The sequence below is a fragment of the Streptomyces sp. NPDC017246 genome (assembly GCF_044331325.1).
In the GTDB taxonomy this organism is placed as follows: Bacteria; Actinomycetota; Actinomycetes; order Streptomycetales; family Streptomycetaceae; genus Streptomyces.
Window position 1 is genome coordinate 91086 of record NZ_JBIRMW010000001.1, and the last position, 26377, is coordinate 117462.

Annotated in this window: 26 protein-coding genes, 1 pseudogene and 1 riboswitch; of the genes and pseudogenes, 13 read left to right on the forward strand and 14 right to left on the reverse strand. The window is 72.4% G+C overall.

Annotation, left to right across the window (positions count from 1 at the left end; genetic code table 11):
• Positions 1–7 precede the first annotated feature (7 nt).
• The gene (locus ACH4MY_RS00435) at positions 8–2233 is read right to left on the reverse strand and encodes an acyl-CoA dehydrogenase (RefSeq protein ID WP_397995407.1); all 2226 of its coding nucleotides are present in this window, start codon (positions 2231–2233) and stop codon (positions 8–10) included.
• Positions 2234–2400: 167 nt separating this feature from the next.
• Between ACH4MY_RS00435 and ACH4MY_RS00440 the strand changes: the two genes are divergently transcribed.
• The 3 genes from ACH4MY_RS00440 to ACH4MY_RS00450 all read left to right on the forward strand — a co-directional run bounded on the left by ACH4MY_RS00440 (position 2401) and on the right by ACH4MY_RS00450 (position 5658).
• Positions 2401–3165, forward strand: coding sequence for a hypothetical protein (locus ACH4MY_RS00440; RefSeq protein ID WP_397995410.1), 765 nt, complete (start codon positions 2401–2403; stop codon positions 3163–3165).
• A gap of 218 nt (positions 3166–3383) precedes the next feature.
• A complete protein-coding gene (locus tag ACH4MY_RS00445; RefSeq protein ID WP_397995413.1) occupies positions 3384–3812 on the forward strand; it encodes a DUF4259 domain-containing protein in 429 nt (142 codons plus the stop codon).
• 160 nt (positions 3813–3972) lie between these two features.
• Positions 3973–5658, forward strand: coding sequence for a DUF4157 domain-containing protein (locus tag ACH4MY_RS00450; RefSeq protein ID WP_397995416.1), 1686 nt, complete (start codon positions 3973–3975; stop codon positions 5656–5658).
• A 134-nt stretch (positions 5659–5792) separates the two neighbouring features.
• On the opposite strand, the gene ACH4MY_RS00455 is transcribed toward ACH4MY_RS00450, so the two are convergent.
• The 3 genes and pseudogenes from ACH4MY_RS00455 to ACH4MY_RS00465 all read right to left on the reverse strand — a co-directional run bounded on the left by ACH4MY_RS00455 (position 5793) and on the right by ACH4MY_RS00465 (position 6976).
• On the reverse strand, positions 5793–6215 hold the full coding sequence (locus ACH4MY_RS00455; RefSeq protein ID WP_397995418.1) for a hypothetical protein: 423 nt from the start codon (positions 6213–6215) through the stop codon (positions 5793–5795).
• 2 nt (positions 6216–6217) lie between these two features.
• A complete protein-coding gene (locus ACH4MY_RS00460; protein WP_397995421.1) occupies positions 6218–6502 on the reverse strand; it encodes a DUF397 domain-containing protein in 285 nt (94 codons plus the stop codon).
• Positions 6462–6976 (reverse strand): annotated as a pseudogene (locus tag ACH4MY_RS00465) (helix-turn-helix domain-containing protein). The gene ACH4MY_RS00460 and the pseudogene ACH4MY_RS00465 overlap by 41 nt, the downstream one beginning before the upstream one ends.
• Here ACH4MY_RS00465 and ACH4MY_RS00470 point away from each other — a divergent pair.
• Both ACH4MY_RS00470 and ACH4MY_RS00475 read left to right on the forward strand, forming a co-directional pair.
• Complete coding sequence (locus tag ACH4MY_RS00470; protein WP_397997326.1) at positions 6881–7291, forward strand: ATP-binding protein; 411 nt, start codon at positions 6881–6883, stop codon at positions 7289–7291. The pseudogene ACH4MY_RS00465 and the gene ACH4MY_RS00470 sit on opposite strands and share 96 nt — an antisense overlap.
• 50 nt (positions 7292–7341) lie before the next feature.
• Positions 7342–7974, forward strand: a complete 633-nt coding sequence (locus ACH4MY_RS00475) for a class I SAM-dependent methyltransferase (protein ID WP_397995424.1) — start codon at positions 7342–7344, stop codon at positions 7972–7974.
• Between the two features lie 109 nt (positions 7975–8083).
• Here ACH4MY_RS00475 and ACH4MY_RS00480 read toward each other — a convergent pair whose 3' ends face one another.
• Positions 8084–9556, reverse strand: a complete 1473-nt coding sequence (locus ACH4MY_RS00480; protein WP_397995427.1) for a hypothetical protein — start codon at positions 9554–9556, stop codon at positions 8084–8086.
• A 567-nt stretch (positions 9557–10123) separates the two neighbouring features.
• On the opposite strand from ACH4MY_RS00480, the gene ACH4MY_RS00485 reads away from it, so the two are divergent.
• The 3 genes from ACH4MY_RS00485 (at position 10124) to ACH4MY_RS00495 (ending at position 13203) form a co-directional block, all read left to right on the forward strand.
• Complete coding sequence (locus tag ACH4MY_RS00485; RefSeq protein WP_397995430.1) at positions 10124–11095, forward strand: N-acetylmuramoyl-L-alanine amidase; 972 nt, start codon at positions 10124–10126, stop codon at positions 11093–11095.
• A gap of 109 nt (positions 11096–11204) precedes the next feature.
• Positions 11205–12065 carry a DUF5336 domain-containing protein gene (locus ACH4MY_RS00490; RefSeq protein ID WP_397995433.1) on the forward strand — a complete coding sequence of 287 codons (861 nt, stop codon included), beginning with the start codon at positions 11205–11207 and terminating at the stop codon, positions 12063–12065.
• A gap of 127 nt (positions 12066–12192) precedes the next feature.
• Complete coding sequence (locus tag ACH4MY_RS00495) at positions 12193–13203, forward strand: LLM class F420-dependent oxidoreductase (RefSeq protein WP_397995436.1); 1011 nt, start codon at positions 12193–12195, stop codon at positions 13201–13203.
• 8 nt (positions 13204–13211) lie between these two features.
• Here the strand turns inward: ACH4MY_RS00495 and ACH4MY_RS00500 are convergent, their stop codons facing one another.
• Complete coding sequence (locus tag ACH4MY_RS00500; protein WP_397995439.1) at positions 13212–13760, reverse strand: hypothetical protein; 549 nt, start codon at positions 13758–13760, stop codon at positions 13212–13214.
• A 238-nt stretch (positions 13761–13998) separates the two neighbouring features.
• Here ACH4MY_RS00500 and ACH4MY_RS00505 point away from each other — a divergent pair, with 238 nt between their 5' ends.
• The 3 genes from ACH4MY_RS00505 (at position 13999) to ACH4MY_RS00515 (ending at position 16418) form a co-directional block, all read left to right on the forward strand.
• Positions 13999–14829 carry a helix-turn-helix domain-containing protein gene (locus ACH4MY_RS00505; protein WP_397995441.1) on the forward strand — a complete coding sequence of 277 codons (831 nt, stop codon included), beginning with the start codon at positions 13999–14001 and terminating at the stop codon, positions 14827–14829.
• Between the two features lie 110 nt (positions 14830–14939).
• The gene (locus ACH4MY_RS00510; protein WP_397995444.1) at positions 14940–15389 is read left to right on the forward strand and encodes a hypothetical protein; all 450 of its coding nucleotides are present in this window, start codon (positions 14940–14942) and stop codon (positions 15387–15389) included.
• A gap of 93 nt (positions 15390–15482) precedes the next feature.
• Entirely contained in the window at positions 15483–16418 is a 936-nt protein-coding gene (locus tag ACH4MY_RS00515) for a hypothetical protein (RefSeq protein ID WP_397995446.1), read from the forward strand.
• Positions 16419–16460: 42 nt separating this feature from the next.
• Here ACH4MY_RS00515 and ACH4MY_RS00520 read toward each other — a convergent pair whose 3' ends face one another.
• The 4 genes from ACH4MY_RS00520 to ACH4MY_RS00535 form a co-directional block, all read right to left on the reverse strand.
• Positions 16461–17285 carry a DUF2690 domain-containing protein gene (locus ACH4MY_RS00520; RefSeq protein WP_397995448.1) on the reverse strand — a complete coding sequence of 275 codons (825 nt, stop codon included), beginning with the start codon at positions 17283–17285 and terminating at the stop codon, positions 16461–16463.
• A gap of 134 nt (positions 17286–17419) precedes the next feature.
• Positions 17420–18508 (reverse strand): prenyltransferase, encoded by a 1089-nt coding sequence (locus ACH4MY_RS00525; protein ID WP_397995450.1) that lies wholly within the window; start codon positions 18506–18508, stop codon positions 17420–17422.
• Positions 18505–19239 (reverse strand): class I SAM-dependent methyltransferase, encoded by a 735-nt coding sequence (locus ACH4MY_RS00530; protein WP_397995452.1) that lies wholly within the window; start codon positions 19237–19239, stop codon positions 18505–18507. Before ACH4MY_RS00530 ends, ACH4MY_RS00525 begins: the two co-directional genes overlap by 4 nt.
• A gap of 73 nt (positions 19240–19312) precedes the next feature.
• A complete protein-coding gene (locus ACH4MY_RS00535; RefSeq protein ID WP_397995455.1) occupies positions 19313–20647 on the reverse strand; it encodes a glycosyltransferase family 4 protein in 1335 nt (444 codons plus the stop codon).
• A gap of 227 nt (positions 20648–20874) precedes the next feature.
• On the opposite strand from ACH4MY_RS00535, the gene ACH4MY_RS00540 reads away from it, so the two are divergent.
• A complete protein-coding gene (locus ACH4MY_RS00540) occupies positions 20875–21501 on the forward strand; it encodes a TetR family transcriptional regulator (RefSeq protein WP_397995457.1) in 627 nt (208 codons plus the stop codon).
• Between the two features lie 176 nt (positions 21502–21677).
• On the opposite strand, the gene ACH4MY_RS00545 is transcribed toward ACH4MY_RS00540, so the two are convergent.
• The 4 genes from ACH4MY_RS00545 to ACH4MY_RS00560 all read right to left on the reverse strand — a co-directional run bounded on the left by ACH4MY_RS00545 (position 21678) and on the right by ACH4MY_RS00560 (position 24798).
• Positions 21678–22220, reverse strand: a complete 543-nt coding sequence (locus ACH4MY_RS00545; RefSeq protein WP_397995459.1) for a hypothetical protein — start codon at positions 22218–22220, stop codon at positions 21678–21680.
• Positions 22221–22320: 100 nt separating this feature from the next.
• Positions 22321–22908: a hypothetical protein gene (locus ACH4MY_RS00550; RefSeq protein ID WP_397995461.1), complete on the reverse strand. Its 588-nt coding sequence runs from the start codon at positions 22906–22908 to the stop codon at positions 22321–22323.
• A gap of 193 nt (positions 22909–23101) precedes the next feature.
• A complete protein-coding gene (locus ACH4MY_RS00555) occupies positions 23102–23335 on the reverse strand; it encodes a ferredoxin (RefSeq protein WP_030321717.1) in 234 nt (77 codons plus the stop codon).
• On the reverse strand, positions 23335–24798 hold the full coding sequence (locus ACH4MY_RS00560; protein WP_397995464.1) for an aldehyde dehydrogenase: 1464 nt from the start codon (positions 24796–24798) through the stop codon (positions 23335–23337). Before ACH4MY_RS00560 ends, ACH4MY_RS00555 begins: the two co-directional genes overlap by 1 nt.
• A 159-nt stretch (positions 24799–24957) precedes the next feature.
• On the opposite strand from ACH4MY_RS00560, the gene ACH4MY_RS00565 reads away from it, so the two are divergent.
• Complete coding sequence (locus ACH4MY_RS00565; protein ID WP_397995467.1) at positions 24958–26007, forward strand: MBL fold metallo-hydrolase; 1050 nt, start codon at positions 24958–24960, stop codon at positions 26005–26007.
• Between the two features lie 170 nt (positions 26008–26177).
• A riboswitch (cobalamin riboswitch) is annotated at positions 26178–26313 on the forward strand.
• Positions 26314–26377 lie beyond the last annotated feature (64 nt).

Here is a 26377-nt window from a genome sequence, read left to right on the forward strand (position 1 = left end):
TTCCCCCTCAGTCTCGCGGCAGGCCGAGCAGGCGCTCGGCGACGACATTGAGCTGTACCTGTGTGGTGCCGCCCGCGATGGTGAGGCAGCGGGACATGAGCAGTCCGTGGACGGCGCGTTCGCCGGGGCCCTCGCGCACGGCGCCTTCGGGGCCGAGGAGTTCGAGGGTGAGTTCGGCGAGTTTCTGCTGGTGGAGGGTCTGGACGAGCTTGCGGACGCTGGCGCCCGCGCCCGGTTCGAGCCCGGACACCTGGAGCAGGGTGGTGCGCAGGCCGATGCACGCGAGCGCGTGCGCCTCGGCGAGGAGGGCCCCGATCCGGACGCGGACGGAGCTGTCCTGTCCCGCGGCCCGGTCGATGACGGCTTCGAGGCCGGTGTCGAAGGCGACCTGGTCGGCCATGTGGACGCGTTCGTTGCCGAGGGTGTTGCGGGCGACCCGCCAGCCGTCGTCGACCTCTCCGACGACGGCGTCGGCCGGGAGGATCGCGTCGTCGAACCAGACCTCGTTGAAGAGGGAGTCCCCGGTGATCTCCTTGAGCGGCCGGATGTCGATGCCGGGGGTGTTCCGCATGTCGACGAGGAAGTAGGTGAGGCCCCGGTGCTTGGGGGCGGCCGGGTTCGTCCGGGCGAGCAGGATGCCGTGGTGGGCCCACTGGGCGGCGCTCGTCCACACCTTCTGGCCGTTGATCCGCCAGCGCCCGTCCTCGGTGCGTTCGGCGCGGGTGCGGAGGGAGGCGAGGTCGGAGCCGGCGCCGGGCTCGGAGAAGAGCTGGCACCAGAGGCGTTCGCCGCGCAGGGTCGGGCCGAGGTGTTCGGCCTGCTGGGCGGGGGTGCCGTGGGCAAGGAGCGAGGGGACGACCCAGGTGGCGATGCCCAGCCCGGCGACGGTGATCCCGGCCTCGTCCAGTGCGCGCTGGACGGCGAGCTGCTGGAGGGGGCCCGCGCCGAGTCCGTACGGCTCCGGGAGGTGCGGGGCCGCGTAGCCGGTGGCGGCGAGGGCGCGCCGGGCGGCGGCCGGGTCGAGTCCGGTGGCGGGGGCGACGGCCGCGCGGGCCTCTCTGCGGTACGCGTCGGCCTCGGGCGGCAGGTCGAGGCGGAGGCCGCGCCGGACGCCGGCGGTGGCGTGGCGGAGGGCGGCGAGGCGGTGGCGGTCGCCGGTGCCGAGGAGCTGGCGGGCGACGAGGGCGCGGCGGAGCAGCAGGTGGGCGTCGTGTTCCCAGGTGAAGCCGGTGCCGCCGAGGATCTGGATGCAGTCCTTGGCGCAGCTGTGGGCGGTGTCGAGGGCGGTGGCGGCGGCGAGGGCTGCGGTGAGGGGGCGGGCCTCGTCGTCGCCGCTGCGGGCGGCGTCCCAGGTGAGGGCGCGGGCCTGTTCGAGCCGGACGAGCATGTCGGCGCAGAGGTGTTTGACGCCCTGGAACTGTCCGATGGGGCGGCCGAACTGTTCGCGGGTGCGGGCGTGTTCGGCGGCCGTCTCGACGGCGCGGGCGGCGGTGCCGCAGGCGTCGGCGGCGAAGAGGACGGCGGCGATGTCGTGGACGAGCGCGGTGAAGGCGGCGGACCCGGTGGCGGCCGCGCCGGTGGGGGTGGTGACGGTGGTGGGGGCGAGTGCGCGGGCGGCGGGCACGTGCGCGGCGCGGGCGGTGATCTCGGCGGTGGGGCGGGTCGGGTCGGCGCTCTCGTGGGGCCGGACGGCGAGCCCGTCGGTGTCGACGGCGAGCCAGACGCTGCCGTCGGCGGTGGCGGCCCGCAGGAGGACGAGGTCGGCCTGGGCGCCGCCGAGGACGGGGGGTGCGGCGCCGTCGAGGAGGTATCCGCTCGCGGTGCGGACGGCGGCGAGGGTGCCGGTCCCGGTCCCCGGCCCGCTGCCGAGGGCGACGGCTCCGATGCGCTCCCCGCGCGCGAGGGCGCCGGCCAGCTCTCCCTGTCCGGCCCGGCGCAGCAGTTCGGCGGCGAGGACGGAGGGCAGGTACGGCCCCGGGAGCAGGGCCCGGGCGGCCTCCTCCACGACGACGACGAGGTCGCCGAGGTCGCCGCCCCCTCCCCCGTACTCCTCGGGGAGATGGAGGCCGAGGAGTCCCTGTTCGGCGGCGGCGTCCCAGTACGAGGGCCGTCCGGTGGCGGTGTCGGGGACGTCCAGGTGCTTGCGGACCTCCTCGGGCGGTACGGCGCGGGTGAGCCAGCCCCGGACGGATCGGGCGAGCTCCCGCTGTTCGTGCGTGATGGCGATGCCCATGCGCGGCAGACTAGAACACGTTCCATTCTGACGGAAGGTCAGATACGAGGTGGGAAACGGGTGGGAAGTCTCACCGCCCCCGCATGACAACGGCCGCGACCGCCCCGTAAAGTGTGAGTCTTCGGTCGGCGGACACGCCCCGGAGTCCCCCTGAGGCCGCACCGACCATGACGAACATCGACGACACTCCCGCACGCCTCCGACTCGACCTGGCCCTGGACGGCCTGGCCGTCGCCTTCCGCGGGGCGACCGCCCGGAGCGACGAGGTCCAGTGCGACTGCCACTGGGGCAGCAGCGAGGAAGTCGCGCTGCTGAAGGTCCCCGACGTCGAGCTCGACCCGGACCTCCTGCACCGCACGTGGACCGCCGTCGACTGGTCCGACCACGGCGCTGTACTGCGCCGCATCCTGCCCCAGTTCGCCGGCGCGCTGGCCGCCGGCCGCGTGGAGCCCCTGTTCGGCCCGTACGAGGTGGGGCAGTCGTTCGCCCGTGGCCACTGGCGGCAATGGCCCGCGCACCAGGCCGCGGCGGTACGCGAGTTCCTGCACGCCTGGTGGGGCCTGAGCCTCACGGACCCGGATCCCGTCCACCCCGTCCATGAGCTGCTCGCCCTGTGTACGGAGGCGTCCGGCACGCCCGGCCCGTGGCTCGCGGTCTGGGAGGCCCTGGACGACGAAACGGCCGACCGGCACCTGGCCACAGCCGCCGACGACTGGGAGTTCGACCTCCTGCGCGACGAACTCCCCTGGGACCCCCGGAGCGAGGACGCGGACAGCAAGCGCATCGAACTCACCCGCTGGCTGGTCCGCCACGCCCCCGCACGGCTTCGGCCCGAGGACGGTCACGAGGAACTGCTCCACCGGATCAGGCTCATGGGACTGACCGGCCCGGCCCGCTGGGAGGACCCGCACTGGCCCGCGCGACTGCGCTGAAGCGGCCGCGCGCCAAGGGGCGGAATCGGTGAGGTCCGCGACGTCCGCGTAGGACGACCCCATCGGCGTCGAGCGGGTCAAAGGGCAGTGCGTGTCGTCGTCCTTCGGCACGACCGGGATCGAAGCACAGCACCCTGACGGCGGAACGGCGTTGTCAGTGGTGCCTGCCACGCTGTCGGTACAGCGGAACGACCGAGCACGGAGAGAGCGAGCACACCATGGGCACCTGGGACATCGGCCCCTTCGACAACGACACCGCCGCCGACTTCTCGTACCGGGTGGACGAGGCCCCGGCGGAGAAGAAGGCGGAGGTGCTGGGCGCGACCTTCCGCGAGGTGATCGAGACCGGCGACGACGACCTGGACGCGTACCTGGCGGTCGTGGCCATCGCTTCGGCGGCCCTGCTCGCGGCGCGGTGCCCGGGCGGCGACCCGGTCACCACCTCGTACGCCCCGAAGGACCCGCTGCCCGAACTCCCCGCCGCACTCCGCCCGGAGGCCGTGACGGCCCTGGACCGGATTCTCACCGAGCCGTCCGAACTGCTCGAACTCTGGGAGGAGTCGGACGGCGAGGAGTGGAAGGCGGGGGTACGCAAGCTCCGCGGCGTCCTGGCCGGTGCGGGCGCGGACGCCGGGACGGACGTCTGACGCGCCGGTCACGACCGATCCCGGTCTCCGGTCCGGGTCGACCGCCATCCGCCCTGCCTCGGTTGCCCGTTCGAGCAGCCGGTGGTACCCGGGAGTACCTGGCGGCTGAGGGAAGTCGGCGTGTAGGAAGTTCGTGGCCCACGTCATCGGAGGAACTTCCTTGTACAGTCACGAAAAAGCCAAGACGGGCAGGGCCGAGAAGGCCGCGCGTTCACCGCAGCGGTCCGGGCCGGCCCTTCCCGGACAACTACAGGGCCTGCTCGGCCTTCAGCGGGCGGCCGGCAACGCGGCGGTCGTGCAACTGCTCCGTCAGTCCGGCCACTCATGGGCTCAGCCCGAGCAGCACCAGCACTCCGCCGCTTGCGGTCATCAGGGGGAGGCGCCCGCCGTGCAGCGCTCCGCCGTCCACGACGTGCTGAGCACCGGTGGCAGCCCGCTCGACCAGGCCACCCGCACGGACATGGAGGCCCGGCTCGGCGCGGACTTCTCCGACGTCCGGATCCACCAGGGCGGCGCGGCCCGCGCCTCCGCCGCCGAGGTCGGCGCTCGCGCCTACACCAGCGGGAACCACGTGGTCATCGGTGAGGGCGGTGGCGACAAGCACACCCTGGCCCATGAACTCACCCACGTCATCCAGCAGCGTCAGGGCCCGGTCGCGGGGACCGACAACGGCCAGGGCCTTTCCGTCAGCGACCCCGGTGACCGTTTCGAACGCGAGGCGGAGGCCAACGCGACGCGGGTGATGCGGAGCAGCACGTCACTTCCGCAGCACGCCGAGGCACCCGCCGAAAGCGGCGGCGGCCCGGTCGAGGGCGCGGTCCAGCGGCGGGTGAGCCTCAGGGACGCGCAGAATCCGGAGAGCAAGCGGGAGTTGGGCACTGATCAGAGCGTCCGGGAATTCCTCGGAAAGTACGGTGTCTCGATAACCAAAACCGTCGAAACTCTTCTGCGTGGGCCCCTCAGCATGATGGCAGCGGCCAGCGTGGAGTTCAAAGCCACCGGCGTGATATCAACACTCATAGACAGTGGAGAAGAACTCTCCTACGAGGACAGCAAGGCCGGCGCGGAGAATTTGGCCCACGTCATCTGCATGCGAGTCATCGAATCGCTCTCGGGGACACCGGGGCAGTCCGCTCGCCCCACTCCGACCGAGATGCTGCGGCAGATGAACCAGCAGCAGCCGAAGGCCGGTGGTTTCGGACAGACCCCGGGCGGCCCCGGGCGCGCGCCCGTCACCGACGCGCTGTCGAAGTTCGCCCGGCAGGAGATGGCCGAAAGGACGCCGGAAAGCCCGTTCCTGACCGGGCTGGGGACCGGAATGCAGTCGGCTGTCACCGACCGTGTCGGCGCGCTCTCCGGGCCTATGCCAAGCGCGGACAACTTGTCGGAAGTGGCACGTTGGGGTGCCTGGGTCATGCTTGAAGGCGAGGACGCGGTGCGCCGGAAGGTGGAAGATGCCGCAAAGCGTGTGAGTCCGGAGGAGGGAACGAAACTTCTCGCTCAGTTCAATGAATCACTGGAGGCGAAGAAGCAGGAATTGGAGGGGTCCGTCATCGGCTCCGGGGTGGTGGGTGCGGCGATCGGCCAGGCCGCGAATTTCATCCCGCACCCTGGCGCCAAGGTGGCGGCCAAGGTTACCTCGACGGTCCTCGGAGGCGTGGCGACTGCGCAGAAAGCCGGCCAGGTCGCGGACGTCCTCAAGCAGGTCGAAGAGGCCAGCCCCGACACCTACGCGAAACTCCGGGAAGCCCGTGACAAGGCCCTGAACCAGGCCGCCTCCACGTTCTCGGAGGCGAGCAGCAAGACCACTCTGGAGCAGGTCGAAAACTTGGGCAACCAATTCTGACCGTACCCAGGCTCCGCGTGCTGTTCGCGACGCGGAGGGCCAAGCACGGGACGGTGCCGGTCGTGGTGGACGAGTCGGCCTCGACCGGCGCCGGTACGGACGGGCAGTGTGAGCTGACCGGACGGGCAGACCCGCTACCGGCGCCCTCTGAACGCGAGGACGGCACTCGTGACCGTCGCACCGACGGCGGTCACCGCGAGCACGAGGAGACCGGGGTTGACCCACCACGGCACGACCTCGATGCCGTGGCACACCAGGCTCACGGGGAGCGCGCTGCTGGAGTCGGGGTAGGCCAGCATCCCCGCGTTGAACCAGCACGCGTCCCTCGGATCGAGGAACGGCATGTACGACAGCCCGTACACGTGCAGGGCGCCGCCCACGAGGTAGGCAAGCCCTGCGATCCAGGCGGCCTTCTTCGCGGGCGAACGGCGGAGCCGGGGCGGACGGGGCTGGGGCAGTTCGTCGCCCCGCCGGGCCCGGACCAGCCCGACGCAGGTGACCCCCGCCCAGGCCGGCAGGCCGATGGCGAGGATCATCGTCCCTATGAGGGTCGCCATGATCAGCGACCGCCGATACGTCCCTCGGCGGCGGCGACCACGAAGGCCGTGAAGGCGGCGGGGGTGGCGAGGAGGGCGGGGCCCTGGGGGTCCTTGGAGTCGCGGACGGCAACGTGCGCGGAGAGGTCGGCGATTTCGATGCACTCGCCGCCGTTGGGGCCGCTGTAGGACGACTTACGCCAGGCGGCGGGTCCGAGCGGGGCGCACTCGATGCAGTCACCGCCGTTGTCCCCGCTGAAGGAGGACTTACGCCAGTTCGCGCCCGCCAGGTACTGGTTGGTCCCCATAGTGCTCCTCCATGACACGGGCGATCAGTGAGGCCGATTCCTCCACGGAGAGGGCAGCGGCCCGGAGGTGATCGTAACGGAGCGACCTCTCCCTGAACGCGGGCGGAAAGGCGGTCATATGCCCTTGGACGAAGTCCTCGGTGTACACGAGATCGGGGTCGTCCTCGAAGCGCAACAGGTTGAACGAACCCATCAGCCCCGCATGCGCCCCGACCTCGAACGGCAGGATCTGGATCTTCACCCACTCACGCTCCTGCATCGCCAACAGATGGCGTAGTTGATTCCGCATGACCGCGCGGCCGCCGATCTCACCTTCTTCGCCGTCTCGATCTGCCCCACGAGCGAGCCGGTGCAGAAGAGGATGTCGCCGAGCTGCGACTGGCTGAGCTCAGCAGCCTCTCTCAGACGGCGGAGTTCGTATCCGTAGTAGTCCAGCGGCGACGCGCTGGGATCCAGGCTGCGGATGTTGACCAAGGCGAGGTCACCCCCAAGCTCACGCGGTGGGAGCTCGGCCATCTGTCCGACCCGGCCGCCCTCGCGCTCACCGAGCTCGTCGCCAACGTCGTCCGGCACGTGCCGGGCCGCCGGTGCTCGGTGCTGATCCTGCGGGAGCCGTACGGGCTCCGGGTCGAGGTCGCGGACGCGGTGCCCGGGGCCGTGCACGCGAAGGCGGGCGGTCCGCTGGACGAGGGCGGGCGGGGACTGGTCCTGGTGGAGGCGGTGACGGACCGGTGGGGGGTCGTCGGGACGGCCGACGGGAAGACGGTGTGGTTCGAGTGCGACGCGTAGGGCACGATGGGCGCCCGTACCCGCGTACCCGCCAGTAGGAGGACCTGCCCATGCCCGCCGAGCCCACTCCCGAGATCCTTGCCGCCTTCGAGGCGGCCAAGGGCTTCATGCCCGTCGTGGAGGGGCTCGCGCTGTACGAGGCGGCCACGGAGGCCGCGAAGCTCGGGCTGCCGCTCCTGGAGGTCGGGACGTACTGCGGGCGGTCCACGATCCTGCTCGCCGACGTGGCCCGGCAGGCGGGGACGGTCGCGGTGACCGTGGACCACCACCGGGGCAGCGAGGAGCAGCAGCCGGGCTGGGAGTACCACGACGAGAGCGTGGTCGACCCGGAGGTGGGGCTCATGGACACCCTGCCGACCTTCCGCCGGACGCTGCGCAAGGCGGGTCTTGAGGAGTATGTGATCGCCGTGGTCGGGCGGTCGCCGCAGGTCGCGAAGGTGTGGGGCGGGCAGCTGGGCCTCGTGTTCGTCGACGGCGGGCACACCGACGAGCACGCCGGCAACGACTACGAGGGCTGGGCGCCCAAGGTCGCTCCCGGGGGCCTGCTCCTCATCCACGACGTCTTCCCGGACCCGGAGGACGGTGGCCAGGCCCCGTACCGGATCTACCTCCGGGCGCTGGAGTCGGGCGACTTCGAGGAGATCTCGGTCACCGACTCGCTGCGGGTCCTGCGCCGCCGCTGACCCCGGCGCCGTACGGAACACGCCGCCGCCGACCCCGGCACCGTACGGAACACACCGGCGGCCGCCCCCTCGGAAGGGGACGGCCGCCGTGTCGCGCCTCGCCTCGGGGTCAGAACCCCGAGGTCACGTACAGGCAGTTGGTGTAGCTGTAGCCCGGTTCGATCTTCACCTTGCTCGTCTTGGTGTCCCCGGCCGTTGACGTGCCCGTCGAGGCCCGCTTCTGGAGGAAGTGGTAGTCGCCGGCGGGCAGCAGCAGGGTCGCCTTCGGGTACTTCGAGGACGGGCCCTTGCAGGCCTCGATCTTCTTGGAGCCCGCGAAGATCGGGCTCGGGTACTTCGTGCAGGTCGCGCACGCCTTCAGGGTGACCTTGCCGGTCATCGGGCCGGTGTAGAGCAGCTCGACCTCGCCCGGGCCGTCGTTGCTCACCACCAGCACCATCCGCGAACCGCCGGGCACCTCGGCCGGGGGCAGCTTCTTGCCCGCCGCGGGCTCCTCGTCGGCGATCTCGGCGGCGATGGCGATGGAGCGGGCGTGCGCCGCGTCCGGGCTGCTCGGGTAGTCCTTGGCGTACTGGGTCATGGTCTTGATCGCGTCGTCGTACTCCTTGCTCCGGAACTGCGAGCTGCCACAGGCGAAGTCGCCCTTCTGGACGGCGCCCGCGGCCTCCTTCGTCGCGTCCTCGACGGCCGGGTCCGTCATGTTGTCGAGCGAGGAGTGGAGCGCGCGCAGCTCGTCGGTGGTCTCGCACGGGGTGGCGCCGCCGCTGAGGGCGGTCGTCCGGGTCTTGATCGCCGCCCGGACGGCCGGCTCGACCCGGGTCGCCTGGGACGACTTCGGGAAGGTGTCGTACAGCGCGTTGAGGCTCTCGCTGGCCGGCGGGTCGGCCGCCTCGACGCCGAGCGCGTCCGTCCCGCACTTGAAGAGGGACTCGGCCAGCGGTTCGTCGGTCTTGGCGGGCCGGACGCCGAGCAGTTCCTTGTCGACGGTGCCGGCGAGTCCGCGCAGGTGCTTGAGCGGCGCGACGGCCTCGCAGAACGCCTTCTTCGCGTACGGGCGGGAGACCGTCTCGTAGTACGTGTCGAGGCGCGCGGGGACGAGCTTCCCGGCCCGCGAACCGGCGTGCTTCGTGCCGAGTTCCTGGTAGGTGGCGAGCGCCTTGCGGTAGATCGGCTCGGCCTTGTCGAAGGTCAGGCCGTCGTCGGCGGTCTCGACCAGCGTGTCCGCCGCCGCGAGGCGTTCGAGCAGCGCCTGCTCCTTCGCCTCGTCGCGGGCCGCCCCGTAGGCGAGCGAACCGCCCGCGGGCACGGCGAGCAGCACGAGGGCGAGCGGCAGGGCGAGGCGGCGGAAGGAGGCGCCGATCCGGAGGTTCGCGCGCAGTCCGCGTCTCGCGCCGTCGGCGGCGGCGAGCAGCAGGAAGACGCCGTAGCCGACGAGGAGCCCGAGGGGCACGCCGTCGACGTCGGCGGGGAGGGCCAGCACGAGCAGGGCGACGGTGGCGATCCAGCAGAGCGCGGCGCCGATCCAGTTGCGCAGCAGGACGTAACCGAGGCCCAGGCAGGAGAGGTTGAGCAGGCCGATCATGGCGGCCTGGGCCCCGTTCGCCTCGCCGGGCGGCTGCGCGGGCGGCTGTCCGCCGGCGCCGGGGGGCGGACCGTAGCCCGGCGGACCGTAGCCCGGCGGCGGACCGTAGCCGGGCGGGGCGCCGGGCGGCGGCGGAGGCGTCCCGTCTCCGCCCCAGCCGGGAGCCGCGGCGGGTCCGGCGGCCGGAGCCGGGCCCGGAGCGGGGCCGGCGCCCGAGGGGGCACCGGAATCGGCTCCGGCCGCCGCCGCACCCGGCGGCGGGCCGAAGCCCTGTGCGGGCGGCGCCGCGGGCGGCGCGGGAGGCGCCTCCCACGGTGCCGTCGGAGCCTGTCGGTCTAACCCGCCGTCCCCGACAGGTCGGTCGGACGGCTCGGGACGTGCGTCGTTCGGTTCTTCCCCCACCACGGTTCCCCCTCGTGGGTCCATGCGCGGTGACACCCCACCGTCGCCTCAAGGCACCTACCCTTCACGGTCTCCTCACACGCGTCCACCGTTCCGCGAACCGGTGACCAACCTGCGACGTACCCGCTGCCGCATTTCGCACCGGACAGGGCCTAAAGTCGCGGGGTGCCGTACGACCACCGGAAGACCGCCCGCCGTACTCTCGCCCTCGTCCTCGCCGCGACGGGCTGCTGCGCCGTGCTCACGGGCTGCGGAGCCTCGCAGGCCTCGCAGCCGGAGAGCGGGAAGCGGCCGAGCCCGCCGTCCGCCTCCGACGGGCAGCCGACCCGCTCCGCTGCCCCCTCCGCCCAGGCCCCTTCCGCGGAGGCCGGCGGGGCGGGCGGGTCGACCGGGGCCGGCGGCGCGAACGGTGGCGGCGACGCGACCGGGACCGTCGACGCGAGCGGGGCGAACCCGGCGGGCCGGTCCCTCGCCGGGCGGACCGTCGTCGTCGACCCCGGCCACAACTCCGGCAATTTCCGCCATTCCTCGGAAATCAACCAGAAGGTGAACATCGGGACCACTCGCAAGGAGTGCGACACCACCGGCACCTCGACGAACGCCGGATACACCGAGGCCTCGTTCACCCTCGACGTCTCCCACCGGCTGCGGGACCTCCTCACCGCGCGCGGCGCGAAGGTGGTCCTCACCCACGACGCCGACCGCCCCTGGGGCCCGTGCATCGACGAGCGGGCCAGGATCGGCAACGCGGCCCGCGCCGACGCCGTCGTCTCCGTCCACGCGGACGGCTCCGCCGTCGGCAACCGCGGATTCCATGTGATCCTGCCCGCATCCGTGCGCGGCGGATCCGCCGACACCGCGAAGATCGTGGGCCCCTCCCGCGAGCTGGGCGAGCACATCGCCGACCGGTTCGCCCGTGCCACCGGAACGGCACCCTCCAACTACCTCGGCTCCGGTACGGGGTTGGACGTCCGCGACGATCTGGGCGGACTCAATCTCTCAACCGTCCCCAAGGTCTTCGTCGAATGCGGCAATATGCGTGATCCGAAGGACGCACAGCTGCTCACGTCGGCGACGTGGCGACAGAAGGCGGCCCAGGGGATCGCGGACGGCATCGCGACCTACCTCAAGGGGTAGAACCCGCGGGCGATAGATTCGCTCCGTACGATGGGGCAGCTCCGTGCCATCCCCCGTGCCATGACCTGAGCGCCACCCCGACGCGACGACCCGACGAAGGACTTCTTACGTGAATATCCGCTCCCTCACCCGAGGCGATGGCGTGCTGATCGGTGCAGCGGTGGTGCTGTTCATCGCCTCGTTCCTCGACATCAGCGGCTGCGACGGCCCCGCGGCGATCTGTGACCAGGTCCCGTCCACCAACTCCTGGGAGATCTCCTACCTCGGCTGGGGCTCCTTCTTCCTCGGCATCGCCGGTGCCGCCCTCGTGGTCGTCTCCCGCGGCCTGCCGCAGCAGCGCAAGGTGGTCGGCCTGGAGCTCGGCCAGGTCGGTGCCGCCTTCACCGTCGCCGCCGCGTGGACCCTGCTGATGTGGATCTTCGAGGCGACGAACGCCGGCGGAGGCCTGGTCCTCGGCCTGATCGCCTCCCTGGTCCTGGCCGGTGCCGCCGTGGCCGGTCCGCTGGTGCCCGCCCTCAAGGCCCCGCTGATGAGCGCGCCGAGCCCGCAGGCCCCGCAGCCGTACGGCATGCAGCCGGGTCAGCCCGGCCAGCAGGGCGTCCCCGGCGGCTACGGCTACCCGGGCGCGCAGCACCCGCAGTACGGCGGGCCGCAGGACCCCTCGCAGGGTGCGGGCCAGCCGTTCGGCGCGCAGGCGGCCGCCCAGCAGCAGCCGCAGGCCCCGCAGCAGCCCGAGCCGCAGGCCCAGGCCCCGCAGGGCCAGGCGGCCTCGGACTTCACGCCGTTCTGGTTCGCGGTTCCGGTCGCCCGTCCGCTGTACGCGGAGGACGGCTCGCAGGCGCCGATCGCCGAACTGGCCCCGGGTACCTGGTACCTGGCGGTCGAGCAGCGCGGTGCCGCCCTGGTGGCCCAGACGCAGGACGGCCGCCGCGGTGTCCTCCAGGACACCACGAGCATCCAGCGCGGCTGACCGACCGAGCCGAGCACCTCGCGGTACTTCGACGGCCCCTCGCCCGGAATCCCTTCCGGGCGAGGGGCCGTTGGCGTACAGTCCCCCGCATCGCAATACCTGACGGATCGTCAGAAAGGATGCGGGCATGCGACTCGGACTCGCCCTCGGCTACTGGGGCCGCGGCCCCTCCCCCGCCCATCTCGACCTCGCCCGCGAGGCCGAACGGCTCGGCTACGACTCCGTGTGGACGGCCGAGGCCTGGGGCTCCGACGCCTTCACCGCACTCACCTGGATCGCCGCCCACACCAGCCGGATCACCCTCGGCACCGCCGTCGCGCAGATGGCCGCCCGCGCCCCCACCACCACCGCGATGCACGCGCTCACCCTCGACCACCTCTCCGGCGGGCGGGTCATGCTCGGGCTCGGCCTGTCCGGGCCGCAGGTCGTCGAGGGCTGGTACGGACGCCCCTTCCCCCGCTCCCCGCTGACCGCGACCCGCGAGTACGTCGACATCGTCCGCCAGGTCCTGCGCCGCGAGGCCCCCGTCCGGCTCGAAGGACGCCACCACTCCCACCCGTACACCGGCCCCGACGGCACCGGACTCGGCAAGGCGCTCAAACCGATCACCCACCCGCTCCGCGCCGGGCTCCCGATCCTCCTCGGCGCCGAGGGGCCGAAGAACATCGCGCAGACCCTCACGGTCGCCGACGGCTGGCTGCCGCTCTACTGGACCCCCGAGCGCTGGTCCCAGGTGTACGCGCTCCCCGAGCGCCTCCCCGAGGGCTTCCTCGTCGCCCCCATGGTCCGCGCCCAGCTCTGCGAGGACGTGACGGCCGGACTGCTGCCGGTCAAGGCGATGCTCGGCTTCTACATCGGCGGCATGGGCCACGCGGCCCGCAACTTCCACGCCGACCTGATGGGGCGGATGGGGTACGAGAAGGAGGCGAGGCGCGTCCAGGAGCTGTTCGCCGCCGGACGGCGCGACGAGGCCGTCCTCGCCGTGCCGGACGCCTTCGCGGACGAGATCTCGCTCGTCGGCCCCCGGAAGCGGATCGCCGCACGCCTGGAGACATGGCGGCGGGGCCCGGTGACGGACCTCCTCGTCACCTCACCGGACCCCGCCACGCTCCGCCTGCTGGCCGAGCTCAACAGCTGACCGGCGGGTCACCCGCCGCCGAGCTGCGAGGCGCTGGGCACCTTCTCGACGACCTCGGCGCCGGCGCTCTTCCCCGCGTCCTTGACGCTGTTGATGATGCCCTCGAAGGCGCCCACGTCCGCGGCGCCCGCCTCGCCCTTGCGGAGCTTCGTCCCCAGGTCCTTGAGCGACTCGATCCCGGCCGTGAGCGGCACGACCGCCTTCGAGAGCAGCGGGTCGCCCTTGGCGTTGTTCACGGCCGCCTTGAGCCGGTTGTACGTGAACGCGCCCGCGAGCCCCGCCTTCACCAGCGCGAGGGTGCGCCCGTCCGCGCCCTTCTGGAACCTGCCCGCGCGGTACGGCTTCACGATCCACTGGTACGTGGCACCCGCGGCCAGGCCCGCGTTGGCCACGAACCGGGTCTTCGCCAGCTTCTGCTGCTCGAAGCTCGCCGAACCCGTCGGGGTCGCGGCACCACTCGCGCTCTGCCCGTCGTCGTCGCCGCAGGCGGCGGCGGTCATGAGCAGGGTGCAGGACAGCAGCAGCGCCACGACACCGCGCGAAAGACTTCTGGGCACGACAGGACCTCCCTGGGGACAGTGCCGCCAGCCTCGCCCGCGGCCCTCCGGCCCGCCACCGGTGTGACCCCGTACGGGTTCCGCCATCCCCGTCGCTCGACATCTCCGCAGGTCAGGACCGAGGGACATCCCTCGACGTCCCTGGGACGCCGCCACCCCTGGCACCGCCTCCCCACCCTCCCGACAGTGGATCCCGGCCCGGGAAGGACCCGGGCGCGAGAGGTACGAGGAGTCGATGGTGAGACGCCGCGTCTGTACGGGGGGCGGCCGCTGCCACTGGTACTACGGGAGACCGGACGCCCGGCTGGGGCCCGGCATCGGCACGTACCGGGGGTTCCGCTCGACGGCGGGCGTGCCGCAGGAGCGGCTGGTGGTGCCGAGCGGGCGGGTGTCCCTGCTCATCGGTTTCAGCGGCGAGCTGCGGGTGCGCGGCGCGGGCCGGCACGCCTCCCTGGTGTCGGGGCTGCACACCCGGGCACGGGTCCTCGGGCACGGCGGCGACGTCCACGGCGTGGAGCTCGCCCTCGCCCCCTGGGCGGCGCACCGGTTCTTCGGCGGCACCCCGCTCGGGGAGCTCGCCGACGTCCTCGCCGACCCCGCCGAGGTGCTGGGCGACCGCGCCCGAAGCCTGTGCGAGGCCCTGGCGGACGCCCCGGGCTGGGCCGAGCGCTTCGCCCTGCTCGACGAGACGCTGCTGCGCTGGGCGGCCGAGGCGGACGCGGACGGCGGGCCCTCCCCGGCCGTCCTGGAGGCATGGCGGCTCCTGGAGCGGTCCGCCGGGTCCCTGCAGATCCGCGAGGTCGCGGCGGCCACCGGCAGCAGCCTGCGGCACCTGGAGCGCCGCTTCCGGGAACAGATCGGCCTCAGCCCGAAACGGCTCGCGCGGATCCTGCGCCTGAACCGCGCGATCCGGCTGCTCTCGGCGGGCGACGGGCCCGCCGACACGGCCGCCCGGTGCGGCTACTACGACCAGGCCCATCTCAGCCTCGAATTCAAGGCGATGACCGGGATGCCTCCCGGCCGCTTCCTCGCGGACCGGGAGACGTCGAGCACCTGGATCGCGGGCTGAGCCCTGCGGATCCGGCGGTTTTCTCCAATACGGGACGGGGCGCCGGACGGAAGTCTTACGCCCGCGTGCGGTCGCGTACGCAACGTCGACACGGACAGAAGGAACGAAGCATGAGCATGGCCACGGGGCTCCGCAAGAAGGCCGCGATCGTCGCCGCCACCACCGCGCTGCTCGTCGGCGGTGGTGTCGTCACCGCCACCTCGGCCTCCGCGGGCTACATGTGCGGCGCCGGCTACCACTGTGCGTACTGGGGCAACCTGGGCGACAGCGGCTCGCACGACTTCTACAACAGCGACACCAACTTCACCAACGACTACTTCAACGACAACAACCCGGCGCCCGGCTCCGGTGAAGTCGTCAACGACAACGTCTCGTCCGCGAGCAACTCCAGCACCGGCGGCTACGAGAGCCACTACTACCGGGACATCAACTACGGCGGCGGCCTGCTGTTCTGCGTGAACCCGGGCAGCCAGGTCTTCATGGGCAGCCTCAGCGCCGCGCAGAGGGACTCCGCCAGCTCGCTCCAGCTGCGCCCGTCGACGACCGTGCACTGCTTCTGAGCCACCCCGCGCACCGCGCGTGAACGGGGCCCGGTGCTACTGGGGTGCACCGGGCCCCGCCCACCCCACCGCCGACGAAAGGCATCCGTCACCATGCCCGGCACCCGCCGCCCCCGCCGTGTCCTGCTCACCTTCACCGCCGTCCTGGCGGGCGGAGCGGCCGTCGTCGGCGGCACACTGCTGGCCTCCGCCGAAGGCGCGCCTCCGGTCTCCGACGAGGCCTACGCGTCGACGGCCGCCCTGGAGCGGCTGCACCGGCTGCCGCCCGTGACCGACCGCCTCTTCGCCTGGACCGACACCCAGGCCCGCAGCGCCGAGGCCCAACGCCGGTACTCCATCGACTGCATGGCACGCAAGGGCTTCCGCTACGCCCCGAAGGCCACTCCCCCGGCGGGCTCCGGCGAGGACGAACGACCCCGCCCCTTCGGCCTGGAGACGCCCCCTTCCTCAGCCACGCCCGCACCGGCGCAGGCCGGCGAGACGCCCCCGAAGCCCGGCAGTCCCGAAGCCTCCCCCGCGTACGCGAAGGCACTCTTCGGCGACGAGAACAAGCGGGTGACGGTCAAGGGCACGCAGGGCACGAGCGTGTCCCGGCCGGGGAACGGCTGTCTCGCCGAGGCCGAGACGCGCATGCTCGGCGACGGCCGGACGCGCTGGCTCCGGACGCGGATCCTGCACTTCGAGGGGCAGGAACAGGCCCGCTCGGCCCTGGAGAAGGACCCCCGGTTCCGGGACGCGACCGGCCGCTGGCAGCAGTGCATGGACCGGGCGGGCTTCCCGGGGCAGACCGACCCGACGACGCTGTTGAAGACCCTGCCCACCCAGCGGGCCCGGCTCGGCGGCCGCGACGTCCTGCGGGCCGATCTGCACTGCAAGAGCGAGACCGGCTATCTGAGCATCGCCTACACCCGGCTCGCCGCCGTCCAGCAGGACTGGCTGGACCGCAACCCGGCCGTCGCCAAGGACTGGACCGCGCTGCTGGCCCGCCAGGACGGGGCCGCGCGCGAGGTGCTCGCGACCAAGGGGTGACGTGGCGGGCCCGCGGGCCCGGCCTGATCGGCAGGACACCCCTCAGGGCTGCTGCGCCTTCTCCTCGCTCGGAATGAAGCGGCCGGTGCAGCTGCGCCGGACGTCCTTCGGGAGGGCCGCGCACACCCACACCGAACCGTCGTCGGGCGCCGCGATCAGCGGTGTGTAGACGTCCCGGTCGTAGTGCACGACGTCGGCCTGGGCGGCGCCGTCGGAGTTGTTGACGACGACGGTGGCACCGACCTGCGCGAAGGAGATCCGGCCCCAGGCGGCCCGGCAGGCCTGGCTGTAACGGAGCTCGATGACGAGGTCCTTGGGGATGGAGCCGGTCCGCACGGTGACGGCGTCGGCGCCGCAGTTCATCTTCTTCGGGTCGCGGCCCTCGCACGCCGTGAGGGTGCAGCCGGTGGCCGGTCCCGCGACCGTCACGACGGGCTTCGGGCGAGGGTCGGCCGGCGGTTCGTCGGAGCCGGAGAGGGCGGCGTAGGAGATCGCGCCCACCGCCAGGAGGAGGGCGAGCACGAGCGACGCCCACTGGACGCGTCGCTTTCGGAGCGTCGCCGGCCCGAGCTCCGTTCCGGCCCCGGATTCATCCCCGGCCCCGGATTCGGCCCCGGATTCCGGTGCCGTGCGCCGGGCGTCCTCCTCGGCCCAGAGCGCGAGCAGCGGGGCCGGATCGGTGTCGCAGAGCCGGGCGAGCCGCTCCACGGCGTCGCGCGGCGGGAACTGCTTGCCGTTGACCCAGCGTTCCCACGACGACTTGGCGTAGTGCGTCTTCTCGCTGAGCTGGACGAAGCTCGCACCCGACGCCTTCTTCAACGCGAGCAGCTCGCCCGCCAGGTCCTTGACCGACCCCGCACGGTCCATCTGTGACCGATTCCCCCCGATATGCATGTCCATGCCAGTCATGAACGTGCATATCCTAGAGCGCCGTCAGGGGTGCTCCACGCAACCGGATGTACGTGTGTCAAGCACCCATCAGGCCGGAATCCGCCGGGTTTTCAGGCACAGCAGTCCGGTTCGAGGCCCGTCGGCAGGCGTTCGCCGCCGAAGACGGCCACGGTCGCCTCCTCGCCGCCCAGGGCCGCCACCGCGAGCAGCAGCGAGCCGGCCGTCCAACTGGTCTGCTCCTCCGGCCACATCGCCTTGTCGCTCTCCGTCTCGCCCTCGAAGACGTACCCCGTCCAGTACATGCCGTTCGCGGCCCGCAGGTGCTGGATGTCCTGGAGGATCGTGAGCGCCCGGTCCGACTCCCCCATCACCCAGAGGGCGAGGGCGAGCTCACAGCTCTCGCCGCCGGTGACCCAGGGGTTGGGGACCACACACCGCACACCGAGACCGGGCACGACGAAGGTGTCCCAGTCGGCCTCGATCCGGGTCTTCGCCTGCGGTCCGGTGATCGCGCCGCCGAGGACCGGGTAGTACCAGTCCATCGAGTAGCGGGACTTGTCGAGGAAACGCTCGGGGTGCCGGCGGATCGCGTGACCGAGCGCCCCGGCCGCCAGCTCCCAGTCGGGCTGCGGCTCCTCGCGCTCCTCGGCGATGGCGAGGGCGCAGCGGAGCGCCTGGTGGATCGAGGAGCTGCCGGTGAGCAGCGCGTCGTTCACCGGGGTGCCGTCGGCCTCGCGCTTCCAGCCGATCTGGCCGCCCGGCTGCTGGAGCCCGAGGACGAACTCGACGGCCGCGTAGACGACGGGCCACATCCGGTCGAGGAAGGCGTCGTCGCCGGTCGACAGGTAGTGGTGCCAGACGCCGACGGCTATGTACGCGACGAAGTTGGACTCCCGGCTGTGGTCGGTGACCCGGTCGGGCTCGCCGTCGTGGTAGGCCGCGTACCAGGAGCCGTCGTCGTTCTGGTGCCGGGCGAGCCACTCGTAGGCGCGGGTCGCGGCGGCGTGCTCACCGGCCGCGTCCAGGGCCATGGCGGCCTCGGTGTGGTCCCACGGGTCGAGGTGGTGGCCCCGGAACCAGGGCAGGGCGCCGTCCTCGCGCTGCACCGCGAGTATCCCGGTGACGGTCTCGGCGGCCTGCTCCGCGGTGAGCACCCCGGGCAGGACGAGGTGTTCCGCGATCCGCTCGGGAGAGGTCACTGGGTGTCGGCCTTGGGCAGGTGGGGCTTGGTCGCGTACGCCACGAAGCTCTTGCCGACGACCGGGTTGAGCAGCTGCTCGGCGACCCGGGTCAGGGCGGGCTTCCTCATGATGTCCCAGACCAGGAGCTTGTGGTACGCGCGGACCGGCAGCGCCTTGTCGTTGTCGACACCGAAGGCGCACTTCAGCCACCAGTACGGCGCGTGCAGCGCGTGCGCGTGGTGGGTGCCGTACGGCTTGAGGCCGGCCTGCCGGATCTTGCCGAGGAGCTCGTCGGCCTTGTAGATGCGGATGTGGCCGCCCTCGACCTCGTGGTACGCGTCGGAGAGCGTCCAGCAGATCTTCTCGGGGCCGTACCGGGGCACGGTGATCGCGATCCGGCCGCCCGGCTTGAGGACACGGACCATCTCGGCGAGCACACCCTTGTCGTCCGGGATGTGCTCCATGACCTCGGAGATGATGACGACGTCGAAGGACTCGTCGGGGAAGGGCAGGTTGAGCGCGTCGCCCTCCATCGCCGTGGCGGTCGCGCCCGCGGGGGCCTCCCCGGCCTCCTTCATCGCCGCGAACCACTTGGCGACCTCGCGGATCTCCTCGCCGTTCTGGTCGAGCGCCACGACCTGGGCGCCACGCCGGTAGCACTCGAAGGCGTGCCGGCCCGCACCACAGCCCAGATCGAGCACACGGTCGCCGGGGGCGAGCGGGAAGCGGGTGAAGTCGACGGTCAGCACGAGGTCCTGCTTTCGCGGTTGAAGAGTCGTTGGGGGCCGGTACCGGGCCGCGCCCGGGAACAACGGCGGGATGTCACCGGCGGGCTCCGGTTCCCTGGCGGGCGACCGCCTCGCGGTACAGCTCGGCCGTGCCCTGCGCGGCGCGCGCCCAGGTGAACCGCTCCAGGACCCGGGCACGCCCGGCCGCGCCGAGCCGCGTCCGGAGCCCGGGGTCACCCAGCACCCGCCCCAGCGCCGCGGCCAGTGCTCCCGCGTCCCCCGGCGGCACCGCGAGACACGTCTCGCCGTCGGCCCCGGCCACCTCGGGAATCGCCCCGCCGGTCGTGGCGACCAGCGGCGTCCCGGTGGCCATGGCCTCGGCGGCCGGCAGCGAGAACCCCTCGTACAGCGACGGCACGCAGGCGACCTGCGCGGACCGCACCAGGTCGACGAGCTCCGCGTCGCTGATGCCCTTGACGAACTCGACGGCGCCGTCGAGCCCGTACCGCTCGATGGCGGCGGCGACCGGGCCGTCCTCGGCGCGCTTGCCGACGACGACGAGGTGCGCGTCGGGGTTCTCGGTACGGAGCTTGGCGAGCGCCTCGATCAGGTGGATGAGGCCCTTGAGGGGGACGTCGGCGCTGGAGGTCGTGACGATCCGGCCGGGGATCTCGGCGACGGACGGGTCGGGCGACCACAGGTCGGTGTCGGCGCCGATGTGGACGACGCGGATGCGGTCGTCACGGACGCCGAGGTGGTCGACGATCTCCTGCCGGGAGGTCCCGGAGACGGTGAGCACGGACGGCAGCCGGCGGGCGACGCGCTTCTGCATGCGGGTGAAGGCGTACCAGCGGCGGACGGAGGCGCGGCGCTTCCAGTCGGCGGCGGCGTCGATCTCCAGCTGCCGGTCGACGGTGATGGGGTGGTGGATCGTGGTGACGAGCGGGGCGCCGATCGCACGCGGGCCGCCGAGGAGCCCGTACCCGAGGGTCTGGTTGTCGTGGACGACGTCGAAGTCCCCGCGGCGGGCGGCGAGTGTGCGCCGGGCCCGCAGGGAGAAGGTGAGCGGCTCGGGGAAGCCGCCGGTCCACATGGTGGCGACCTCGAGCGCGTCGATCCAGTCGCGGTACTCGTCCCGCTTCGGCGTCCGGAAGGGATCCGGTGAGCGGTAGAGGTCGAGGCTGGCGATCTCGGTGAGCGTGAGCCCGGCCAGGTCCTCCCCCTCGTCGAGGACGGGGTACGGCTGGGAGCCGATGACCTCGACGCTGTGACCGAGGCGGGCGAGCTCGCGGGAGAGATGCCGGACGTAGACGCCCTGACCGCCGCAGAAGGGGTTTCCCTTGTACGTGAGGAGAGCGATCCGCAACGGTCTGTCACCGGCTGCGGTGACGCCCTGTCGGGGGCTTGCCTCTATGGCCTCAGCGGTCATGCGCGACCCCCTTCGAGCGTGGTTTCGCCGGAGCGTAACCGCTCGCGCTAATCTAGAACAAGTTACAGACTTGATCGTTCTTGATCTTCTGGCCTGATCTTCTTGATCCTTCAAGGAGGACAGAATCTACCGGCAGGTAGCTCTGTGGTGAGAGCCGGAACAGGTGATTCGCGCCACGGCGCCCGCACCGCCATACTGTCGCTCCCCACCGCACGGAACGGGACCTCATGACCGCAGACATCAGAGCGGACCACAGACCCGCGTCGCCGCCCCTCACGGAGCGCCAGGAGGCGCGGCGCCGCCGCATCCTGAACGCCAGCGCCCAGCTCGCGGCGCGGGGCGGCTTCGACGCCGTGCAGATGCGGGAGGTGGCCGAGGCGGCCGGGGTGGCGCTGGGAACGCTGTACCGCTACTTCCCCTCCAAGATCCATCTGCTGGTCGCGACCATGCAGGACCAGCTCCAGCACATGCACACCACCCTGCGGAAGCGGCCGCCCGCCGGCGCCGATCCGGCGGAGCGGGTCGCGGAGACCCTGATGCGGGCCTTCCGCGCGCTCCAGCGGGAGCCGCAGCTCGCCGACGCGATGGTGCGGGCGCTGACCTTCGCGGACCGCGGGGTGAGCCCCGAGGTCGACACGGTCTCCCGGCTGACGACGGCGATCATCCTGGACGCGATGGGCGCCGAACACCCGACCCCGCAGCAGCTCTCGGCGGTCCGGGTCATCGAGCACACCTGGCACTCGGCACTGATCACCTGGCTCTCGGGACGCGCCTCGATCGCACAGGTGAAGATCGACATCGAGACGGTCTGCCGGCTGATCGACCTGACGGCCCCGGAGACACAGGCACGCTGAGCCGCTGCCACGCGGGCCCCGGCGGACCGAGTCGCCGCCATGCCTGCCCCGGTGCGTCGAGTCGCGGCCGCTCACGTCCCGGCGGGCCGAACCGCTGACGCTCACACCCCGGCGGACCGAGGAGCGCCGCTCGCACCCCGGGCGCCCGACGCACCGGGGATACGGGCGGCGGCGGCTCAGGACGAGGTCTTCGCGTTGGCCTTCGCGAGGATCGGGGCGCACTCCGGGGTGCCGTCGACGGCGACGAACATGACGAGCTTCAGCGGGCCCGCGGAGTGGTTGCTGGCCTGGAGCTGCCAGCCGCTCTTCTTCAGGGACTTGATCACCGAGCCGCCCTGCCCGGAGCTCCGCTCCTCGGTCCAGCCGCCCTTGGTCAGGGTCGCGACGGTGTCCGTGTAGGACTTCGCCGGGTCCGCGGCCTTCTCGGCGTCGGCCGTCCAGCTGACCATGCAGTCCTCGGCCTCGGCCGGAATCTGCTCGCCCGAGGAGTCCTGCGCGAAGCCGGCCCCCGTCGCCGCGTCGGTGAGCTCCTTGGTGACCGCCGCACCGGAGAGCCGCTCGCCGTCCGAACCGCCCGAACCGCCCGTACCCGAGCCGCCCGTCGCGGCCGAACCGGCCGAGGACGAACCGCCCTTGTCCGTGCCGCCGCCCTCGCTCCCGCAGCCCGCGACCAGCAGCACCACACAGGCGGCCGCGGCCACCCCCATCACCTTGCGCACAGCACTCCCGAAATACGCATGCACGAAGGCCCCTTGCCCCCGTTTTCAAGGGCTTAGTTTTGCACGTGGAAACGGACGGCGTACGCAAAGACACCTGTCGTCACCCCTGTTCGCCGTCCTCCCCGAACAAGGACTTCCTCTCCTGCTCGGTGAACCGGCCCATGCACGCGTTCTCGGTCGCCTGCAGGGAGATCATCTCCATGGTCAGCGACTGCTGTACGCCGGTGTGGCGGGCGAACATCGTCCAGCCGCGCTTCCTGAGGGTGACCTGAACCAGGGTGCCCCCCTTCTCGTCGAGCTTCTCCACCTGACGCTGCCCCTGGACCCACTCCTCGCCGACGAGGGCGGCGACCGCCTTGTCGAAGCCGCCGCGCGATCCGTCGACGGGAGGGCCGATGTACTGCCACGCGGCGGTGCAGGCGGCGGCACGCTCCGCGAGCCGCTCCCGCTCCGTGGACGGGGTGGGGAGCGGCGTGGAACCCGTGGGGGTCGCCCCGCCGAGCCCCGGAAGGTCGGACTTCGGCAGCCCCGCCTTCTCGACGGCGGCGACGATCTCGGCGTGCGCCGCCTCACGGCCGAAGGCCGAGCCCCCTCCCCCGGACCCCGCGCCGGGCCCGCACCCCGCCCCGAGAAGCACCACCGCCGTCGCTCCCGCGACCGTCGCCCATCGGCTGTCCCGACCCCGCATGTCTGCCCCGCTCCCTGCGTGTACGTACGTGTGCCGGAGGAGTCTCACACACGCGGTACGCACAGGTCACAGCGGTTCGGACGGTCGGGGCGGGGGGCCGCGGACCCGGGCGGGACCGGGGCCCGCGGCCACGATCCGGGGCCCCGTCGGCCAGGATCCGGTGTCCTCCGGACCGGCCACTCCTCCGGACCGGCTACTCCTCCGGCGGAAAGACCGGCTCCCCGCCGTCCGCGAGCGTGATCATGATGGCCTCCACCGGACAGCCCTCGGCCGCCGCGAGCAGCTTCTCGCCCGCGTCCGACTCCGGTTCCCGCGCGTGGGACTGCCGGGCGGTGTCGAGCCGGAAGCCGTCAGGGGCGTGGTTGACGCACATGCCGGAGCCGATGCACACGCTCCGGTCGACCTCTACGTGCCAGCGGTCGCCCATCAGGCGCCGCCGTCGTAACCGGCCGGCAGGTGGATCATCTTGTGCTCCAGGTACTCGCCGAAGCCCTCGGGGCCGAACTCCCGCCCCAGACCGGAGTTCTTGTAGCCGCCGAACGGGCCGAGCATGTCCAGGCTGAAGGTGTTGACGTTGAAGGTGCCGGTGCGCACACCCCGGGCGAAGTCGATACCGCGCTCCACGTCCGCGGTCCAGACGCTGCCGCTGAGCCCGAACTCGGAGTCGTTCGCGAGCCGCAGGGCCTCGGCCTCGTCCCCGTACGGCAGGAGACAGATCACCGGGCCGAAGATCTCCTCGCGGGCGATCCGCATGGAGTTGTCGACCCCGCCGAAGAGGGTCGGCTCGACGTACCAGCCGCGGTCGAGACCGGCCGGACGCCCGCCGCCGGCAAGCACCTTGGCGCCCTCCTCCTGGCCGATCCGGATGTAGTCGAGGGAGCGCTGCTGCTGACGGCGGGCGACGAGCGGGCCGACCTGGGTGGCCGGGTCGAGCGGGTCGCCGACGACGAGCGCGCCGGCCGCCGCGGCGAAGGCCTCGGCGGTCTCCTCGTACCGGGCGCGGGGGACGAGGATCCGCGTCTGGGCCACACACGCCTGGCCGTTGTTCATCCAGGCGGCCGGCACGATCCCGGCGACGGCGGTCGCCGTGTCGGCGTCGGGCAGGATCACGGCGGCCGACTTCCCGCCGAGTTCGAGGGTGACGCGGGTGAGGTTGCGGGAGGCGACCTCCATGACCCGCCTGCCGGCGGCGACGGACCCGGTGAAGGAGACCTTGTCGACCCCGGGGTGCCCCACGAGGTACTCGCTGACCTCGCGGTCGGCGGGCAGGATGCTGAGCACACCCTCGGGCAGCCCGGCCTCGGTGGCGATGTCGGCCAGGATGTACGAGTCGAGGGGCGACTCCGGCGAGGGCTTGAGGACCACCGTGCAGCCGGCCAGCAGCGCGGGCCCCAGCTTGGCGGCGGCGGTGAACTGCGGCACGTTCCACGGGATGACGGCCGCGACCACACCCACCGGCTCACGCCGGACGAGCAGCGGCCCGAGCACGCCGCCGCGCCGCTCCTCGTAGGTGAAGTCACGGGCGACGGTGATCGCCGCGTCCCAGACCATCATCGCGCCGAGCGCCTGCGCGAGGACGGACCAGGAGTACGGGGAGCCGTTCTGCGCGCTGATGGAGCGGGCGATCTCCTCGTGGCGGACGGCGATCGCGTCCTTGATACGGCTGACGACGGCGATCCGCTCCTCCACGGACATCCGCGGCCAGGGCCCCTCGTCGAAGGCCCGCCGGGCGGCGGCCACGGCCCGGTCGACATCGGCGGCGGAGGCGTGCGGGACACGACCGATGACCTCCTCGGTGTGCGGGGAGACGACCTCGATGACCTCCTCGCCGAGCGGATCGGTCAACTCTCCACCGATGAACAGCTTCGCGTGCTCCACAAGCTCGGTCATGACCGCCGCCTTCACGAGGAGATGATTTCCTGACGATGCCTCAGAACTGATACCAGTTCTAGTTATGATGGGCAACGGTCGAGCACACTCCGTACCGCCGCGGAGGGCCTCCGCGATGTCGTGGAGGGCTTCCGTACCGCCGTGGAGAGATGAGGATCCATGCAAGGACCCCTGCCCCAGGTGACCGAGCACGGCGGAGGCGTCTGGTCGCTCCGGGTGCCCATCCCCGACAATCCACTCGGCCACACCCTGGTCCACGTCCTCGACACCGGCCGCGGCCCGGTCCTCGTCGACACCGGGTGGGACGACCCCGCCTCCTGGAGCGAACTCGTCGGTGGGCTCGACGCGCTGGGGCTCTCCGTGCGCGAGGTCCACGGGGTCGTCATCACCCATCACCATCCCGACCACCACGGGCTGTCCGGCCGGGTCCGTGAGGAGTCCGGGGCCTGGATCGCCATGCACGCCGCCGACACCGCCGTCGTCCGCCGCACCCGCGAGGCCGACCCCGGCACCTGGCTCGACTACCTCGCCCGCAAGCTCGCCACCGCCGGCGCCCCCGAGGAGCATCTCGCCCCGCTGCGGGCCGCGCGCTCCTCGGGCCGGATGCGTACCCTCCCCGGTCTGCGCTCCGCCCTCCCCGACCGGGAGATCGTCCCCGGCGAACTCCTCGACCTCTCCGGTCGGCGGCTCCGGGCGATCTGGACCCCCGGCCACACCCCCGGCCACGTCTGCCTCCATCTGGAGGAGGAGCACCCCTCCCGGCTGCCCGGCCACGGCCGGCTCTTCTCCGGCGACCACCTGCTGCCCGGGATCTCCCCGCACATCGGGCTGTACGAGGACCCCGACGACGCCACCGGGGCCGATCCCCTCGGCGACTACCTCGACTCCCTCGAACGCATCGGCCGCCTCGGCGTCGCCGAGGTCCTCCCCGCCCACCAGCACGCCTTCCCCGACGCCGCCGGGCGGGTCCGTGAACTCCTCGACCACCACGAGGAACGGCTCACCGGGCTCCTCGGGCTCCTCGCCGTCCCGCTCACCCCGTGGCAGCTCGCCGAGCGGATGGAGTGGAACCGCCCCTGGGAACAGATCCCCTTCGGTTCCCGGAACATCGCCGTCAGCGAGGCCGAGGCCCATGTCCGCCGCCTGGTGAAGCTGGGCCGCGCGGAGGCGGTTCCCGGCACGGACCCGGTGGAGTTCGTCGCCGTCTGAGGCCTCGGCCCCGCACCGGACGGACGACCTGCGCGATCAGGTCCACCGGGGAGACCCCGCCGCCACGACGTCACTCCTCACGCGCACGCGAGGAGGTCTCCGGACGCCCGCGCGGGGCGGTCTCCGGTCCCGGTGTGAGGCGCCTCGCACCCACCGGGCGGAGGGCCTACGGGCCGGTAGACTGAGCCGGTCGTCATCATGCCCGTACGGGGAAAGCCGGTGCGAATCCGGCACTGACCCCGCAACCGTGAGCCGTCTCCCCTCGGGGGAACGGCGAGTCGGACTGCCCGTCCGGGACGTGACCGCCGGCACCGTCGAGGAATACGGAGCCGAGCCTGGTGCCCTGAGGCGTGCCGGTGCCCGGCCGCAG

Coding starts and splice junctions, on each gene's coding strand:
- ACH4MY_RS00560 (WP_397995464.1), bottom strand. CDS start 24,798: ATGACCGAGCTTGTGGAGCACGCGAAGCTGTTCATCGGTGGAGAGTTG.
- ACH4MY_RS00475 (WP_397995424.1), top strand. CDS start 7,342: ATGCCCGCCGAGCCCACTCCCGAGATCCTTGCCGCCTTCGAGGCGGCC.
- ACH4MY_RS00540 (WP_397995457.1), top strand. CDS start 20,875: ATGACCGCAGACATCAGAGCGGACCACAGACCCGCGTCGCCGCCCCTC.
- ACH4MY_RS00550 (WP_397995461.1), bottom strand. CDS start 22,908: ATGCGGGGTCGGGACAGCCGATGGGCGACGGTCGCGGGAGCGACGGCG.
- ACH4MY_RS00495 (WP_397995436.1), top strand. CDS start 12,193: ATGCGACTCGGACTCGCCCTCGGCTACTGGGGCCGCGGCCCCTCCCCC.
- ACH4MY_RS00440 (WP_397995410.1), top strand. CDS start 2,401: ATGACGAACATCGACGACACTCCCGCACGCCTCCGACTCGACCTGGCC.
- ACH4MY_RS00510 (WP_397995444.1), top strand. CDS start 14,940: ATGAGCATGGCCACGGGGCTCCGCAAGAAGGCCGCGATCGTCGCCGCC.
- ACH4MY_RS00480 (WP_397995427.1), bottom strand. CDS start 9,556: ATGATCGGCCTGCTCAACCTCTCCTGCCTGGGCCTCGGTTACGTCCTG.
- ACH4MY_RS00435 (WP_397995407.1), bottom strand. CDS start 2,233: ATGGGCATCGCCATCACGCACGAACAGCGGGAGCTCGCCCGATCCGTC.
- ACH4MY_RS00445 (WP_397995413.1), top strand. CDS start 3,384: ATGGGCACCTGGGACATCGGCCCCTTCGACAACGACACCGCCGCCGAC.
- ACH4MY_RS00565 (WP_397995467.1), top strand. CDS start 24,958: ATGCAAGGACCCCTGCCCCAGGTGACCGAGCACGGCGGAGGCGTCTGG.
- ACH4MY_RS00460 (WP_397995421.1), bottom strand. CDS start 6,502: ATGGGGACCAACCAGTACCTGGCGGGCGCGAACTGGCGTAAGTCCTCC.
- ACH4MY_RS00455 (WP_397995418.1), bottom strand. CDS start 6,215: ATGGCGACCCTCATAGGGACGATGATCCTCGCCATCGGCCTGCCGGCC.
- ACH4MY_RS00520 (WP_397995448.1), bottom strand. CDS start 17,285: ATGGACCGTGCGGGGTCGGTCAAGGACCTGGCGGGCGAGCTGCTCGCG.
- ACH4MY_RS00555 (WP_030321717.1), bottom strand. CDS start 23,335: ATGGGCGACCGCTGGCACGTAGAGGTCGACCGGAGCGTGTGCATCGGC.
- ACH4MY_RS00515 (WP_397995446.1), top strand. CDS start 15,483: ATGCCCGGCACCCGCCGCCCCCGCCGTGTCCTGCTCACCTTCACCGCC.
- ACH4MY_RS00535 (WP_397995455.1), bottom strand. CDS start 20,647: ATGACCGCTGAGGCCATAGAGGCAAGCCCCCGACAGGGCGTCACCGCA.